This is a genomic window from Marinitoga sp. 1155, assembly GCF_001021175.1.
Taxonomy (GTDB): domain Bacteria; phylum Thermotogota; class Thermotogae; order Petrotogales; family Petrotogaceae; genus Marinitoga.
Window position 1 is genome coordinate 16028 of record NZ_AZAX01000003.1, and the last position, 15448, is coordinate 31475.

General features: G+C 27.8%; 20 protein-coding genes. 7 read left to right on the forward strand and 13 right to left on the reverse strand.

All coding sequences use genetic code 11. The features are described from left to right. Positions 1 to 2: 2 nt before the first annotated feature. The 7 genes from X274_RS01720 to X274_RS01750 form a co-directional block, all read right to left on the reverse strand. Positions 3 to 503 carry a 3-isopropylmalate dehydratase small subunit gene (locus X274_RS01720; RefSeq protein WP_047265078.1) on the reverse strand — a complete coding sequence of 167 codons (501 nt, stop codon included), beginning with the start codon at positions 501 to 503 and terminating at the stop codon, positions 3 to 5. Further along, on the reverse strand, positions 500 to 1750 hold the full coding sequence (locus X274_RS01725) for a 3-isopropylmalate dehydratase large subunit (RefSeq protein ID WP_047265079.1): 1251 nt from the start codon (positions 1748 to 1750) through the stop codon (positions 500 to 502). Before X274_RS01725 ends, X274_RS01720 begins: the two co-directional genes overlap by 4 nt. Beyond that, positions 1750 to 2871, reverse strand: a complete 1122-nt coding sequence (locus X274_RS01730) for a citrate synthase/methylcitrate synthase (protein ID WP_047265080.1) — start codon at positions 2869 to 2871, stop codon at positions 1750 to 1752. Before X274_RS01730 ends, X274_RS01725 begins: the two co-directional genes overlap by 1 nt. 416 nt (positions 2872 to 3287) lie before the next feature. Continuing rightward, positions 3288 to 4064 (reverse strand): transporter substrate-binding domain-containing protein, encoded by a 777-nt coding sequence (locus X274_RS01735; protein WP_047265081.1) that lies wholly within the window; start codon positions 4062 to 4064, stop codon positions 3288 to 3290. A gap of 218 nt (positions 4065 to 4282) precedes the next feature. After that, positions 4283 to 4978 carry an amino acid ABC transporter ATP-binding protein gene (locus X274_RS01740; RefSeq protein ID WP_047265082.1) on the reverse strand — a complete coding sequence of 232 codons (696 nt, stop codon included), beginning with the start codon at positions 4976 to 4978 and terminating at the stop codon, positions 4283 to 4285. Then, positions 4975 to 5733: an amino acid ABC transporter permease gene (locus X274_RS01745; protein WP_047265083.1), complete on the reverse strand. Its 759-nt coding sequence runs from the start codon at positions 5731 to 5733 to the stop codon at positions 4975 to 4977. Before X274_RS01745 ends, X274_RS01740 begins: the two co-directional genes overlap by 4 nt. Next, the gene (locus X274_RS01750; protein ID WP_047265084.1) at positions 5717 to 6493 is read right to left on the reverse strand and encodes a transporter substrate-binding domain-containing protein; all 777 of its coding nucleotides are present in this window, start codon (positions 6491 to 6493) and stop codon (positions 5717 to 5719) included. Before X274_RS01750 ends, X274_RS01745 begins: the two co-directional genes overlap by 17 nt. A gap of 378 nt (positions 6494 to 6871) precedes the next feature. On the opposite strand from X274_RS01750, the gene X274_RS01755 reads away from it, so the two are divergent. Next, a complete protein-coding gene (locus tag X274_RS01755; protein ID WP_047265085.1) occupies positions 6872 to 7381 on the forward strand; it encodes a ferritin in 510 nt (169 codons plus the stop codon). A 50-nt stretch (positions 7382 to 7431) separates the two neighbouring features. Here the strand turns inward: X274_RS01755 and X274_RS01760 are convergent, their stop codons facing one another. The 6 genes from X274_RS01760 to X274_RS01785 form a co-directional block, all read right to left on the reverse strand. After that, positions 7432 to 8571: a family 1 glycosylhydrolase gene (locus X274_RS01760; protein ID WP_047265086.1), complete on the reverse strand. Its 1140-nt coding sequence runs from the start codon at positions 8569 to 8571 to the stop codon at positions 7432 to 7434. 17 nt (positions 8572 to 8588) lie between these two features. Further along, a complete protein-coding gene (locus X274_RS01765; protein ID WP_047265097.1) occupies positions 8589 to 9008 on the reverse strand; it encodes a secondary thiamine-phosphate synthase enzyme YjbQ in 420 nt (139 codons plus the stop codon). A 43-nt stretch (positions 9009 to 9051) separates the two neighbouring features. Continuing rightward, positions 9052 to 10113, reverse strand: a complete 1062-nt coding sequence (locus tag X274_RS11405) for a YqeG family HAD IIIA-type phosphatase (protein WP_052913123.1) — start codon at positions 10111 to 10113, stop codon at positions 9052 to 9054. After that, entirely contained in the window at positions 10088 to 10333 is a 246-nt protein-coding gene (locus X274_RS01775) for a DUF4911 domain-containing protein (RefSeq protein WP_231580366.1), read from the reverse strand. Before X274_RS01775 ends, X274_RS11405 begins: the two co-directional genes overlap by 26 nt. 68 nt (positions 10334 to 10401) lie before the next feature. After that, entirely contained in the window at positions 10402 to 11682 is a 1281-nt protein-coding gene (locus tag X274_RS01780) for a PhoH family protein (protein ID WP_047265088.1), read from the reverse strand. Between the two features lies 1 nt (position 11683). Beyond that, the gene (locus X274_RS01785; RefSeq protein ID WP_047265089.1) at positions 11684 to 12250 is read right to left on the reverse strand and encodes a 3'-5' exonuclease; all 567 of its coding nucleotides are present in this window, start codon (positions 12248 to 12250) and stop codon (positions 11684 to 11686) included. A gap of 184 nt (positions 12251 to 12434) precedes the next feature. Between X274_RS01785 and rpsF the strand changes: the two genes are divergently transcribed. From rpsF to X274_RS01815, 6 genes are all read left to right on the forward strand, one after another. Beyond that, the gene (gene rpsF, locus X274_RS01790) at positions 12435 to 12821 is read left to right on the forward strand and encodes a 30S ribosomal protein S6 (protein ID WP_047265090.1); all 387 of its coding nucleotides are present in this window, start codon (positions 12435 to 12437) and stop codon (positions 12819 to 12821) included. A gap of 13 nt (positions 12822 to 12834) precedes the next feature. Beyond that, positions 12835 to 13341 (forward strand): single-stranded DNA-binding protein, encoded by a 507-nt coding sequence (locus X274_RS01795; protein ID WP_047265091.1) that lies wholly within the window; start codon positions 12835 to 12837, stop codon positions 13339 to 13341. A gap of 12 nt (positions 13342 to 13353) precedes the next feature. Then, positions 13354 to 13581, forward strand: a complete 228-nt coding sequence (rpsR, locus tag X274_RS01800; protein ID WP_047265092.1) for a 30S ribosomal protein S18 — start codon at positions 13354 to 13356, stop codon at positions 13579 to 13581. An 87-nt stretch (positions 13582 to 13668) separates the two neighbouring features. Next, complete coding sequence (gene rplI, locus X274_RS01805; protein WP_047265093.1) at positions 13669 to 14118, forward strand: 50S ribosomal protein L9; 450 nt, start codon at positions 13669 to 13671, stop codon at positions 14116 to 14118. 18 nt (positions 14119 to 14136) lie between these two features. After that, the gene (locus X274_RS01810) at positions 14137 to 14976 is read left to right on the forward strand and encodes an MBL fold metallo-hydrolase (protein WP_047265099.1); all 840 of its coding nucleotides are present in this window, start codon (positions 14137 to 14139) and stop codon (positions 14974 to 14976) included. Between the two features lie 26 nt (positions 14977 to 15002). Next, positions 15003 to 15448, forward strand: a 446-nt coding sequence (locus X274_RS01815) for an NfeD family protein (RefSeq protein ID WP_047265094.1), incomplete at its 3' end; no start/stop codon positions are given.

The following is a 15448-nucleotide window of genomic DNA, read 5'->3' on the forward strand; positions in this document are numbered from 1 at the left end:
TATCACACTCCATAATCCCCATATTTCTTTACGTATTCATCAATACCCCCTATTTTAATTATTTTATTCATAAATTCCGGAAATGGTATAAATGTATATTCTTTTTTTTGAGTAATATTTTTTATTATGCCTTTTTCTGTATCTATTTCGAGGATATCACCTTCATTAATCTCATTTGCTTCTTTTAATTCTATAACAGGTAACCCGATATTTATAGAATTTCTATAAAAAATTCTGGCAAAAGATTCCGCAATTATACATGATACCCCTGATAATTTAATAATCCTTGGCGCATGTTCTCTTGAAGAACCTAACCCAAAGTTTTTACCTCCAACAATAATATCCCCTTTATTTACTTTATCAGCAAAATCTTTTCGAGCATCTTCTAAAACATGTTTTGAAAATTCATTAAGATTTGATCTTAAATGAAAATATCTACCTGGAGCTATATGATCTGTTGATATATTATCTCCAAATTTCCAAACTTTACCTTTTAATTTCATTTTAAAACCTCCCTTGGATCTGTAATATATCCAGTAATCGCACTTGCAGCAGCAACTGCTGGAGAAGAAAGATAAATTTCTGAATTTGGATTTCCTGCTCTTCCATGAAAATTTCTATTTTGAGTTGATAATACCTTTTCCCCATCAGCAGGAACTCCTGCATGTACTCCTACACACGGACCACAACCTGGAGGTAATACTGTCGCATCAGCTTCTAAAAATATATTAATCAAGCCTTCCTTCAATGCTTGCAAATAAACTTCTTTTGAAGCAGGAGCTATTATTAACCTTATATCTGATGCTTTTTTTCTTCCTTTCAATATGGATGCTGCTACTCTTAAATCTTCTATTCTACCATTTGTACATGTTCCTATGTATACTTGATCTATTTTTACTCCTACTGCTTCTGTTATATTTCTCGTATTATCAACGGTATGTGGAAATGCTACTTGCGGTTCTATATTAGATAAATCAATTTCTATAATTTTTTCATAATTTGCATCATCATCTGCTCTTATTTCTTTATAATCCTTTTCCCTACTATTTATTTTTAAATACTCCTTAGTTTTTTCATCAGTTGGAAATATCCCCACCTTGGCTCCAGCTTCCACTGCCATATTTGATATTGTAAGTCTTGATTCCATGGAAAGATTTTTTATACCATCTCCACTAAATTCTAATGCCTTATAAGTTGCTCCATCAGCGCCTATCATTCCAATTAAAAATAAAATTATATCTTTCGCATAAACTCCAAAAGGCAGTTTACCCTTTAAAATTATTTTAAATGTTCCTGGGACTTTTAACCATACTTTTCCTAAACCATATGCCAGAGCTATATCCGTAGATCCCATACCTGTAGCAAAAGCTCCCAAAGCTCCTGCAGTACATGTATGTGAATCAGCTCCTACAATTACATCACCTGGTTTAGCATATTTTTCAGCTACTATTTGGTGCGAAATCCCTTCTCCTATATCATATATATTCGCAGAAGTTTTTTTACAGAAATTTCTTAATTTACTATGAGTATTGGAGAGTTCTTTTCTTGGACTTGGTGAAGCATGATCTATAAAAACCAGAGATTTACTTTCTACATCTTTAAAATTCAAATAATTAAACTGATCAACAGTTAATGGACCTGTCCCATCCTGTACAAACGCCAGATCTACATTCGAAACAATTATTTCTCCCGGAAAAACATCTTTTCCGGCATGTTGGCTTAAGATTTTTTCAACTATTGTTTTACCCATTAATTTTCAACTCCTTTCACTTCTCTATACTTTAACCCTTTTGGTCCTTTATAAATTGACCGGGGTCTAAATATTCTATTATTTTTTTTATATTCCATTGCATGAGCGGTCCAGCCAACTATTCTTGCCATGGCAAACATAGTTGTAAAAAATTCCGAAGGAATTCTAAAATAATTATAGAGAATGCCTGAATAAAAATCTACATTTGGAAATATTTTTTTATTTTTAAATTTTTTTATTACATATTCTTCAACCTTTAAAGCTATTTCAAAATATTCAATTCTTTCATTTATAAACAAATTTTTTATCCAATTTTTCAATATTCTTGCGCGTGGGTCATATGTTTTATATATTCTATGACCAAAACCCATAATTTTTTCGCCTTTTAAAATTAAAGAATCAATATAATTCTCAACATTGTCAATACTTTTTATTTCCTCAAACATTTTTAAAACTCTTTCATTTGCACCTCCATGTAAAGGTCCTTTTAATGCCCCTATTGCTGTTGTTATAATAGAATACAAATCTGATAGAGTCGATGCTGTTACTGTTGATGCAAAGGTAGAAGCATTCATACCCTGTTCTGCGTGTAAAATTAATGCTTTATCAAAAATATCAGATTTTTCTGAAACTTCACCAAACATCATATACAAAAAATTTTCAGAATGGTTCAAATCTTCTCTTGGCCGAATTAATTTCATCTCGTTTTTTATCCTATACCAATACGCTATGATTGTAGGTATTTTCGCTGTTAAATTTATTGCATTTTCTAAGGATGAATTTGTTTTTTCAGAATATATACCTAATAAAGACACCGCACTCCTCAACACATCCATAGGATGTGCATTTTTTGGTAATTCTTTCATCATTTTTACAATTTTTTTAGGTAACTCTCTTTTTTTAGATAACATTGATTTTATAAAATCAAGTTCATTTTCATTTGGAAGAGATCCAAACCATATTAAATAAGATGTTTCTTCGAAATTAGAATTTTCAACCAAATCCTCAATTTCAAACCCTCTATAAACAAGTTTCCCCTTTTCTCCATCAATATATGAGATAGAGCTTATCGCTACAGCTACCCCTTCCAATCCATGTTTTACATCAAAATTAACATCCATTTTTTCACCTCCTCAATATTGAAAAATTTTATATTATTGTAAAAAACGATGTCTTTAATTGTTTAATTTTCTTTATTAAAATAGATTATAATTCTATTTGTTTTTATCTTTTGATATTAGAAAAAAGAATAAAAAAAGGCCACACTTCTAAGAAAGTGTGGCCTTTGATTACCTTAAGTTAAAAAAATCATACACCGAGCTTAAGGTGCCGCAAAGGCCACACCTTAGGTTCGGGTTGATTATTTAATGTATTTATTAAATTTAAAGCAGAATAATTAATTACAAACATTATAATTTCCTCCTATCGGCTTTTAACGGCACAGATAACCTTTAATTGATTTTAACATATTTATTATTAAAAGTCAAGTCTTTTTTTACAATTATATTATAGTAAATAAAATTTAATTATTTTTTAACTATTTACTCCAATCATAATTATATATCCACTTCTGCTTTAATTCTTCCAATGTCCCATCTGTTTTTAATGTTTCTATTACCGTATTTAACCATAAAAGTAAATCAAGATCACTTTTTTTAACAGCTATTCCCAGATTTTCTTTTGTTAATAAATCTTTAATCATGACAATAGATGGGTATTTTTTAACCAATGTTCCAAAATACAAATCATCAAACACTATGGCATCCGCTTTTTTTATAATTATTTGATATGCTGCTGCATCAACTGTCTCAAAAGTTAAAATTTGTGCTTGTGGAAAATTTTTTCTGGCAGCTATTTCACCTGTTGAACCTAACTGTACCGCTATTTTTGCTTTTTTCCCCATTTCTTTCAGACTCTCAATAGTAAGACCTTCTGGATATTTCTTTGAATTATACATTAATGCCTGCCCAGTTTGATAATAAGGAATTGTAAAATTAACTTTCAACGCCCTTTCCGGTGTTATTGTCATCGCGGCTAATATTATATCAAACTTATCAGTCATCAATGCCGGAATTATTCCATCCCAATTTGTTATGATAAATTTTACGTTTACACCGAGAAAGTCAGCTATAATATTCGCAAATGCTATGTCGTGTCCTATTCTTTCTCCTTTTGTATTAATACCATAAAATGGTGCATATGCTGGATCCTGACCTATCAATAAAACGCCTCGTTTTTGTATCTCTTCAATTTTTCCACCAAATACTACTAATGTCATCAAAATTGCCAAAAATAAAAATATTCTTTTTTTCATAATATCAACCTCCTAATTATTTTTTTGATTAAATAATAAAAAAGACCACATTTAATTAATGTAGCCAGAATTTCCTAAATTCAATACAACTCTAAAAGGTGTAAATATTGGCCACACCTCACATGATGATGATAATAATGATGATGATGATGCAAATTTCCGTTATAATTAAATTTCTTTATAAAAATACTTTTTTCCATAAATAAACCTCCTCTCTATTAAGCTATTTCATATTTTAATTCTGTTTTAAAAAAAGTATCTGGATCCATGTTTTCTAATATTTTTCCATCTTTCATAAAAACAATTCTATCTCCTGCTTTTTTTGCAAAATCAACCTCATGAGTTACAACAATCATAGTAGTTCCCGAATTAGCAAGTTCAACCATCGTTTCTTTTACTTCATAAACTAAGCCAGGATCAAGAGATGAAGTTGGTTCATCAAATAAAATTATTTCTGGTTCCATAGCTAAAGCTCTGGCTATTCCAGCTCTTTGTTGTTGCCCTCCAGATAATTGCCCAGGAAAATTATATACTTTATCTTTTAAATGTACTTTTTCTAAAACTTTAATAGCTTTTTCATAAGCTTCTTCTTTTTGCATTTTTTTTGTTCTTATTAATCCTAAAGCTATATTATCTATTATTTTTAAATGTGGAAAAAGATTATGTTGTTGAAACACAAATCCAATTTTTTGAACTAAGTTTTTCCTTGTATAATCAAAAATATTTTTTTCTTCTAATATTATTATTCCTTCATGGTATTCTTCTAATCCAGCAATACATCTCAATAACGTTGATTTACCAGACCCGGAGGGTCCCATTATCACCAACACTTCTCCTTTTGTAACTTTCATATCTACACCTTTTAAAACCTGTAATTCTCCAAAATTTTTTTTCAAATTTTTTATTTCAATCATAATATTGCATACCTCCTTTCAAAATATTTTCCTAAAACTTGTAATAGTGCTGTTATTGTAAAATAGAATATTGCTACGGTTATATAAGATTCAAAAGATGCAAATGATGATGTTGCAATTTGGCGTCCAACCATTGTCAATTCCTGTAATGCTATTACAGAAGCAAGTGAGCTATCTTTTACAAGACTGATAAATTGTCCTGTTAAAGCTGGTAATGTTGTTCTAAATGCCTGAGGTAAAAGTATATCAACATAAATATAAAATGTGTTTAGTCCTATCGTTTTTGCTGCTTCAATCTGGCCTTTATCTACAGCTTCTATTCCTCCTCTTATTATTTCTGATATGTATGCACCTTCAAAAAGAGAAAGTGATACAATTGCACCAATCATAGCATTAATCTCAATCATAGATCCTACACCATAATATATAATCAAAATTATTACTAATAATGGTATATTTCTAAAAACTGTGGTATATGTATTGGCAAATTCTTTTAAAATTTGATATTTAGATGTTTTCATTACTCCAAATATAATACCAATAATCAGCGCAAATAATATTGATAACAAAGATATTTTTAATGTCATGAAAAAACCATCTATATATAAATTCATATATTTAAAAGGCACACGTTGCCAATTAAAAGGATAATTTTTTGACATTTCAATATAAAAACTTGATAGTATGAATATTAATACAATATATGCTATTATTTTTTGTATATATTTTTTTTTCAATCTATTCACTCCAATCATAATCAACCATCCATTTTTGTTTTAATTGTTCCAATGTTCCATCTGTTTTTTTACATTCAATAAATGTATTTAACCATAATAACAAATCTATATTTTCTTTCTTTATAGCTATCCCAAGGTTTTCTTTATTTAATAAATTTTCAGTTGTTTTTATTGCAGGATATTTTTTTGAAATAGAACCATAATATAATTCATCAAAAATCAATACATCTGCTTTTTTGGTAATTATCTGATAAGCTGCAGCATCAACTGTTTCAAAAGTCAAAATCTGTGCTTTAGGGAATAATTTTTTAGCTGTAAATTCTCCTGTAGTACCTAATTGAACTGCTATTTTAGCTTTTTTCTCCATTTTTTCTAAATCTTCTTTTGTTATTCCATCTGGATATTTCTCACTATTATAAAATATTATCTGTCCAGTTTCATAATATGGAATTGTAAAGTTTACTTTCAAAGCTCTTTCTGGGGTTATTGTCATCCCGGCCAATATAAAATCAAATTTGTCAGCCAATAATGCTGGTATTATTCCATCCCAATTTGTAATAACAAATTTAACTTTTACTCCTAATACTTCTGCCATCATTTTTGCCAATTCCACTTCATATCCAATTCTTTCACCTTTTGTATTAACTCCATAAAACGGAGCATATGCTGGATCCTGACCAACTAATAAAACACCTCGTTTTTGTATTTCTTCAATTTTCCCTCCAAAAACAATCATAATCATCACAATAACGAATAATAATACAACTAACTTTTTCATAATATCTCCCTCCTCTAAAAAAGTATTTGATTAAATTTTATATAAAAAAAATTATATAAAAAAAAGCCACACCTTAGATGGTGTGGCCTCTGATTTTCCTTGAGCAAATACGACAACTCAAGGTGTCAGCGCGAGGCCACACCTTGAATGATGTCTTAATATTATATTTGAATTGCTATTAATTATTGTATATAAATTTTTCATACTATTTCCTCCCATTTTTTCACAATCTAAATTTTTTATGATTATATCATAAAATACTTTTCATGTCAACTGAGTTTGTATTATTAATACTCTATTAACTTAAATATAATCTTGCTTTCTAAATATAAAAATGGTATAATTATAATATAACAAAAATTACAAGGAGGGGATTTTATGATATCAAAAAATATGGAAGAAGCTTTAAATAAGCAAATAAATGAAGAACTGTTCTCCGCTTATTTATATTTATCTATGGCCGCATATTTTGAAAGGAAAGGTTTAAAAGGGTTTGCTAACTGGATGAATGTTCAATACCAAGAAGAAACTTTTCATGCTATGAAAATGTATAGATATTTACTGGAAAGAGGTGGAAGCGTAGAACTTTTTGAGATAAAAAAGCCAAAACGCGAATGGAATTCAACCCTTGATGTTTTTAAAGAAACTTTAGAGCATGAAAAACATATTACTAAATGCATCAATGACCTTGTGGATTTAGCTGAAAAAGAGCATGATAGAGCCACATTTAACTTTTTACAATGGTATATAGACGAACAGGTTGAAGAAGAAGCAAATGGTGAAGAAATAATAGCTAAGTTAGAGTTGATAAAAGATAATCCTAATGCATTATTTATGTTAGATAGAGAATTATCTTCAAGAACTTTCCAAATTCCAAGTGAAAATTAAAAATAATAAAAGCAGGCTTCAGCCTGCTTTTATTATTTTTAATAATATTTTTATTGAGTATATTTTTCCAAATAAGACGGGATTCCATTATTATTGATAATATTAGAATATATTTTTCCACTTGATCTTATATGAATTTTAGAATTTTCATAATCAAGTTCATATAATCCATATTTAGCAGAAAATCCATATTCCCATTCAAATAAATCAAAAATTGTCTTATGATGAAATCCAAAAACTTTTACATTCTTTTTCAATGCTTTATATACATTAGTTAATACTTTAATTAAAAAAGTCGCTCTGTATATATCATTTTCATCAGCAATCCCTGTTGATAATATTAGAATAGGTTTATCCAATGATTTTATTTTCAATAAATATTCTAAAATTACATCTGGATTTATATTCTTTCCAATATCATCTTTTTGAACTGGTTTAGAGGTGTCATAAACTCTATTTCCATCATAGCTAATAGATATAAAATCTAAGTATTTCGATAAATTATTTTTCCTAAAATCAAACTCATCATAGGTAATATTTTTTGTAAAAGAAATTTTAGAATATTTATTGTTTTTCTTTATTAAAAAATATATATCTTTATGTAAATCATAAAAATTTTTTATAATTGCATCTTTTTTTTCTGTGTCATTATTTTTTGATTGCGGAAAACTTTTTTCTTCAAATGTCTTTTTTATATATTTATCAGGTTCAAAAAAAGTTATATAGTAATCGACTATATCCCCTATATAGTTTAATATAGTTTCAACATATTCAATAAAAAATTTAAAGTTTTTTTCTTTACTAAATCCACCTTTTTCTTCAAACCATATTGGTAATGTGTAATAATTTAAAATAACGATAGGTTCAATTTTATTTTTTTTCAATTTTATAATAAAATTTTTATAACTTTCAAGCTTTTTATAATTAATAAAATTCATTTCAGGATATATTTTTGCCCATTCAAAAGAAAAAGACAGAGAGTTATATCCGGAAACTTTTGAAACCTCTATTATTTCATTAAATAAATTCATATTCATATTGTTTAAAATAGATAAGCTAGTTCCATCTCTTATATGGCCTTTCTTTTGCCATAAATCCCAATTAGTTTTATCATTCATTTTTTCAATCTGATATGAAGAAATTGTATTCCCCCATAAAAATCCTTTAGGAAAAGTAATATTGCTTTCCACTTTAATCCCCCATTTTATTATTTTATTATCCCAAATGCTTTTAATATAACCCTTTTTCGTCTTTTACCATCAAATTCTGCATAAAAAATTTCCTGCCATGGACCAAGATCCAATTCTCCATCCGTAATTGGAACTATAACCTGATGGTGCATTATTAAATTTTTTAAATGCGCATGTCCATTTATTTCTCCAGTTCTATGATGCTTATAAGGATAATTTTGTGGCGCTAACTTTTCCAGCCATTCTTTTATATCCTCAATTAATCCTGACTCATAATCATTTATATACACAGCAGCTGTTAAATGCATAGCCGAAACAAGAACATACCCATCTATAATATTAGATTCACTAACAAACTTTTTTACTTCATCTGTTAAATATATTATATCAATACTTTTTTCAGTATTAAACCATAAATATTTCGTTACACTTTTCATTTTGCTACCGTATACCTCTTTATCTATTGACATTCTCCCCCTCCTAAAATTTTGGTTTTTCTCGCATTGTTTTTATACTTATCTTTTCAAAAAATCTCAAAATTTTAGTAAAAAACCTTTCTCTTGAAGATATTGGCTCTACTTTTATCGTGTAAAAACCATTTTTATTACCAGCAATTATATCTGTAAATAGCTGATCACCTATTAAAACTACATGAGTCGGTTCAATATTAAATTCTTGAACACTTTTCTTTATTCTAAAGGGAAACGGTTTTAACGAATAACCCATAACTTTTATGTTATACATTTCTAACTGCTTTTTTATATTATCAAATCTATATTCTTTACCATTTGATGCTATCATGATTTTAAAATCTTTAGACAATTTGCCAAATAATTCAATAATATCATCTGGTAATTTTTCAGAGCGCCATGTAGTTAAAGTATTATCAAAATCGAATATTAATAATTTATAATCCTTTTGCTTTAATTTTTTGTAATCTATATCAAAAATAGTTTCAGCAAATTCATTAGGGACAGCTAAATCCATAACTCTAAACAACCATCCAAATGTATAGAAAAAAATGAAGTATAAAGATTTCGAGACTATTGCAGCTATTTTTTTATAAAAGGAATCTATTTCATAAGTGTATGGATTAACTAATATTGTATATAATCCATTTTTATTTCCTACTAGAATATCTGTAAAAAACAGATCTCCTATTAAAACAGTATCTTTTGGACGAGAATCTAAATCTTCCAATACTTTTTTTATTTTTTCGGAAAATGGTTTTTTCATTTTCCAATATATTTTAACTTTTTCTCTCATTTTTTCTTTTACATTTTTGATTCTTTTTTCTGGACCATTAGATACAACTGCAATTTTAAATCCCATTTTATATAATTTTTTAAAAAGAGCAACTGTCTTATTATCTATAGGCTGTTTCCATGGGGCTAATGTAAAATCATAATCAAATAGTAAAGTATTAAATCCTAATTTTTTTAATTTCAAATAATCTATATCAAAAATAGTTGGATGATGTTCGTATGGAATTGGTATAATATTATAAATATTTTTTTTAAACTTCTCCGTTGTTGGGTTCAACCCTTACAACCTCCAAATCTGCCATTTCTTTTAATGAATTAATCAATTTCAAAGATTCATCCAATGTATCCTTTGGACTTATTATTTTCATTAGATTATTTTCAATTACATTCCTTACATTCATTAAATTATCAACTGATTCAAGCAAATATGTAACTAAATGTATATCTTCTCGTTTTACTTTTACATATATATCATATTCTTTTACATCTGTTTTCACTTCAGCACCTCCAAATATGCAAAACATTTTTTGTTTTTATATTTTACATTATATATCTTACATATTTTTTACAAAAGCTCTGCAGCTTTAGTTGCTAACTCTGATCTCTCACCTTTTAACAAATATATATGCGCTGCTAAATCTGAATTTTTAAATTTAGAAGAAACATAAATTAAACCATTGGATGAAAAACCCAAATAAGGATTATCTATTTGAAATGGATCTCCAGTTAATATTATTTTTGTATTTTCCCCAACTCTTGTTATAATTGTTTTTATTTCATGCGGTGTGAGATTTTGCGCCTCATCTATTATCATATATTGTTCTGGAATGGATCTTCCTCTTATATAAGATAATACCTCTATTTCTAATATTTCTCTTTTTTCTAAATATTCATCAGGTTTTTTCCCTTTTCCCTGAAATAAAAAATCTAAATTATCATATATAGGTTGTAACCAGGGCCTCATTTTTTCCTGGATGGAACCCGGCAAATAGCCAATATCTTTTCCTACTGGAACTATTGGTTTTGATACTAATAATTTTTTATATTTTTTTTCATCTAAAACTTTGCTAAGCCCTATTGCTAATGCAAGCAATGTCTTACCTGTCCCCGCACTACCAACAAGAGTTACCAAAGGTATTTCATCATTAAGTAATGCATCAAATGCAAATATTTGCTCTCTATTTCTTGGATTGATTCCAAATATTTCTGTAAAATATGATATATCCAATTTTATTAAAGCTTTCTCTTTCTCTGAATATCTGTAATAATTTCCATCATTTAAATCAAAATACGTATTTGGATATGGTTTTTCATTTAAATTTAATAAATTATAATTAATCTTTTCTTTTTCAATAATTTTTTTATCAACCTTAAGTTCAACAAATCCTGTAAAATAATTTTTGTATTCAATACGATCTGTCAAATAATCCTGTGCCTCAATCCCCACAGCTTCAGCTTTTATTCTTAAATTTAAATCTTTAGTAACTAAATAAGTCGGTATCTCACTTTCTTTTTTTAACTCCATTGCATATAATAATATCCAATCATCCATTTTTTTCCCTAAATAACGAGGAATTTTTATTCCATTTTCTTCTAAAGTTGCTATTTTTAGCATTCCACCATTTTCTAATTTTATTCCTTTTTGCAAACTACCTTCTTTTCTTAAATTGTCTAAAATTCTATTAACTTCTCTCGCAGCAGCACCTGTTCGCTCACCACGTGTTTTAAGATTATCTATTTCCTCTATTACTGGAAATGGTATAATGACATTATTGTCTTCAAAATTAAACATTGCTTTTGGATCATGAATTAAAACATTAGTGTCTAATACATAATTTTTTACCATATTATCCCCTCCATTTTTTGATAAAATCCCCTAAACTTTTTAAACCAAAATTATTAATAAAAACTAAAAACAGTTTTGCCGTCATTAATGCATCTTCATATGCCCTATGAGATTTACCTATATAAATATGAAATCTTTTTGATAAAGATTCTAATGAATATGGACCTTTTTCTAATAATGCTTTGGCTATTTCTAATGTATCTATATAATAATTTTCAACTGGTAATATTCCACTTTCTTTAGCAGCTACATCTAAAAATAACATATCCATTTTTGCATTATGTGAAACAAGTATTGTATTTGAAATATACTCTTTAAATTTAGGAAAAACTTCTATAATTGTTGGTGCGTTTTCTATATCTTTATTATTTAATTTATGAAATTGGGAACCTTCGACAGGTATTTTTATTTTTGGATTAACTAATGTATGAAACTCATATTTTCTTTTTATTTTACCATTATATATAGGAATAGCTGCTATTTCGATAATTCTGTCTCCTAAATCTGGTTTTAACCCGGTAGTTTCCAGATCAAATGAGACAAAAACTTGTGTTTCAAGATTATACATATTAATACCTCCTACATTTTAAGTATAGCATAATTTTTCAAAAGATTCAATTTTAGTTTCAAATAGTTATTAATTTGAATAACATTAGGTTAATTTTTTTCAGATAATCTATTTTTCTGGTATAATACTATAGTGAAAATTCCGCTCTTATTTAGGGGCCAAAATTGTCCGAGGAGGTGTAGTAATGAAGGAAAGGATTTATGAAGTGATGTTTATTGTTTCTCCAGAATTATCTGAAGAAAACAGAAACAACGAAGTTGAAAAGGTTAAAAACTGGATTGAAGAAAAAGTAGGTGGAGAAATTCAACACTGGGAAAGATGGGGTATGAGAAAACTAGCTTATAGAACCCATCAAGGATATACAGAAGGAGATTATACCTGGGGAATATTTAAGGCTACTCCTGACAAAGTTAATGCATTAGATGGCTTGTTTAGAATTAACAGTCAAAACACTTTCAGATGGCAAGTTTTTAGAAGAGAAGATTTAGAAAAAGCTGAAAAAATCAAACAGAAAAAAGTCGAAGAAAATAAAGAAGTTGTCGTTGAAGAACCAGTAAATTCTGAAGAATGATAGGGATGAAATTATGAGTTATTCATTTAATAGGGTTATATTAGTTGGTCGATTAACTCGTGATCCAGAAGTACGTATGACTACTTCAGGTGATAAAGTTGCTAATTTTACTTTAGCTGTTGACCGTCCAAATTGGAATAACGATTTTAATGGTCAAAAGACTGATTTTATCAGAATTGTTGTATTTGGAAAAAAAGCAGAATTTGCTGAAAATTATTTAAAAAAAGGTGTTTTGATCCTTGTTGAAGGCGCTCTAAGGGTTAATAGCTGGAGAGACCAAAACAATAATTATAGAGAAAGAACAGAAGTTTCAGCAACGAATATACAATTTATGGAATCAAAAGCCAGTAGAGATGCTTATATAACAGATAATTTTGAGAACAATTCAAAAATAGAAGTGATTGAACCGACTATTGATGAAGTTTCTGATGATATCGGAGAATTCTCAGATGAGAAATTTCCTGAATTTTTTCCTATCGATGATGATAGTATAGATGATGATACCCCGCCAAATTTTTAGGAGGTGAATATAGTGGCATTTAATAGAAGACCAAGAAGAGTAAAAAAATGTAAATTGTGTTCAATGAAAGTTGAATATATAGATTATAAAAATACAGATTTATTAAAAGATTTTATAAACGAGAAAGGAAAAATTATTCCTAAGAGATTAAATGGTAATTGCTCTAAGCACCAGAGAATGGTTAAAACTGCGATAAAAAGGGCAAGACAAATGGCATTATTACCTTTCATAAATGATTAATAGGAGGCATAGCCTCCTTTTTTTCTATTAAAAAATTTAAAACATTTATGATATACTTATAATTAGAAGAAATTGGAGGTTGATAAAATGAAAGTTATGTTATTAAAAGATGTTGCTAAAGTTGGTAAAAAAGGTGAGATTGTAAAAGTATCTGATGGCTATGGTAGAAATTATTTAATTCCTCGAAAATTAGCCGTTGAAGCTAAAGAAGGAGAAATAAAACACGTTAAAAAGATTCAGGAAATAAAAAAGGAAGTAAAACAAAAAAGGAAAGAAAAAAACGAAAAATTATTAAAGCAGTTACAGGAAAGAGTTTATAAAATTAAGATAAAATCCGGTTCTAATGGTAAATTGTTTGGTTCTATTACTGCGAATGATATAGCAAAATTAATAAAAGAATCTACAAATATAGATTTTGATAAAAGATGGTTCGCTGAAAAAGTTAATATTAAAGAAATTGGTTTATATACTTTGAAAATTAAATTACCTGAAGGAGTTAAAGGAGATATAAAATTAAAAGTTGAACCTTTAGAATAATGATTTAAATAATGGATGGTGAATATTTTGGAATTTATAATTCGTTCAAAAGCTTTATACAGCACATGGATTTACTATAAACCAGATAGATTGTTATTCGATGTTGGAGAAGGTATAAGCGCATCATTGGGAAACAAGATTTATAGCATAGAAAAAATCTTTATTTCACATTCTCATGTTGATCATATAGCTGGTTTATGGGGATTCATAAATACCCGTAATAATGCAATGGGAAGCCGTGAAAAAAATCTTGAAATATACTATCCAAAAGGCTCAAAAAATATTGAAGAATATTTAAATTTTATAAAAAGTATGAATAAATATCTACGATTTAAACTAATCACAAAACCTTTAGAACATGAAGATGTTGTAGAACTAAAAAACAAGAGATTTTTAAAAGTTTTTAAAACACGTCATACACCCGGAGAAAAATCATTAGGTTTTCAAATATTAGAAAAAAGAAAAAAATTAAAATCCATTTATTCCAATTTAAGCGGGGAAAATATAAAGGAATTAATAGCTAAATTCGGAAAAGACCATATACTGGAAAATTATATAAAAAAAATTTTAACAATTAGCGGGGATTCTTTGCCTATTTCACCAGATATTATCGGTGATTCGGATACTTTAGTTCATGAATGTACTTTTATAAAAGAGTCAGATAGAAAAATTAGAAATCATACATCTTTAAATGAAATAAAAGAATTACTGAATTTCATACATCCAAAAAGAGTTATATTATACCACGTTTCTAGCAGATATAATAGATTAATAAATAAAGTTAAAACAGAATTATCTGAAGAGTTTAAAGATATTAAATTTTTTATAGTTCATCCAGAAGAAATTTCTATTATATAAATTTACACGAAAAAAGGGGGGGGATTATGGTTGAATGGCAATTCTGGATAATATTAGGAATAATATTCATTGTGCTTGAAATTATCACACCAACTTTTTTCTTCTTTTGGTTTGGTTTAAGTTCATTTATTACCGCCATTTTCGGACTATTCATTTCAAACAAAATAATTAACTCAGTTATATTCATAATATTTTCTACTATATTATGGTTATTTTCAAGAAAAATTGTAAAAAAGTGGAGCAATCCTTTGCAAAATAAAAATTTTCATTTAGATGAATTAATAGGAAAAACGGGACTGGCTCTTTCTGATTTTGACAAAAATAATTCTGGAATAGTTAAAGTCTTTAGTGAACAATGGAGCGCATATTCTGAAGAAGGAGAAATAAAAAAAGGAGATAAAGTGATAGTATTAAAAAGAGAATCAAATATGTTAATTGTAAAGAAAATACTGAGCGAATTCAATTTAGAGAG

Excerpts from the sequence above, each read along its gene's own strand:
- X274_RS01720 (WP_047265078.1), bottom strand. The coding sequence starts at position 503 with ATGAAATTAAAAGGTAAAGTTTGGAAATTTGGAGATAATATATCAACA.
- X274_RS01725 (WP_047265079.1), bottom strand. The coding sequence starts at position 1,750 with ATGGGTAAAACAATAGTTGAAAAAATCTTAAGCCAACATGCCGGAAAA.
- X274_RS01730 (WP_047265080.1), bottom strand. The coding sequence starts at position 2,871 with ATGGATGTTAATTTTGATGTAAAACATGGATTGGAAGGGGTAGCTGTA.
- X274_RS01735 (WP_047265081.1), bottom strand. The coding sequence starts at position 4,064 with ATGAAAAAAAGAATATTTTTATTTTTGGCAATTTTGATGACATTAGTA.
- X274_RS01740 (WP_047265082.1), bottom strand. The coding sequence starts at position 4,978 with ATGATTGAAATAAAAAATTTGAAAAAAAATTTTGGAGAATTACAGGTT.
- X274_RS01745 (WP_047265083.1), bottom strand. The coding sequence starts at position 5,733 with ATGATTGGAGTGAATAGATTGAAAAAAAAATATATACAAAAAATAATA.
- X274_RS01750 (WP_047265084.1), bottom strand. The coding sequence starts at position 6,493 with ATGAAAAAGTTAGTTGTATTATTATTCGTTATTGTGATGATTATGATT.
- X274_RS01755 (WP_047265085.1), top strand. The coding sequence starts at position 6,872 with ATGATATCAAAAAATATGGAAGAAGCTTTAAATAAGCAAATAAATGAA.
- X274_RS01765 (WP_047265097.1), bottom strand. The coding sequence starts at position 9,008 with ATGAAAAGTGTAACGAAATATTTATGGTTTAATACTGAAAAAAGTATT.
- X274_RS01780 (WP_047265088.1), bottom strand. The coding sequence starts at position 11,682 with ATGGTAAAAAATTATGTATTAGACACTAATGTTTTAATTCATGATCCA.
- X274_RS01785 (WP_047265089.1), bottom strand. The coding sequence starts at position 12,250 with ATGTATAATCTTGAAACACAAGTTTTTGTCTCATTTGATCTGGAAACT.
- rpsF (WP_047265090.1), top strand. The coding sequence starts at position 12,435 with ATGAAGGAAAGGATTTATGAAGTGATGTTTATTGTTTCTCCAGAATTA.
- X274_RS01795 (WP_047265091.1), top strand. The coding sequence starts at position 12,835 with ATGAGTTATTCATTTAATAGGGTTATATTAGTTGGTCGATTAACTCGT.
- rplI (WP_047265093.1), top strand. The coding sequence starts at position 13,669 with ATGAAAGTTATGTTATTAAAAGATGTTGCTAAAGTTGGTAAAAAAGGT.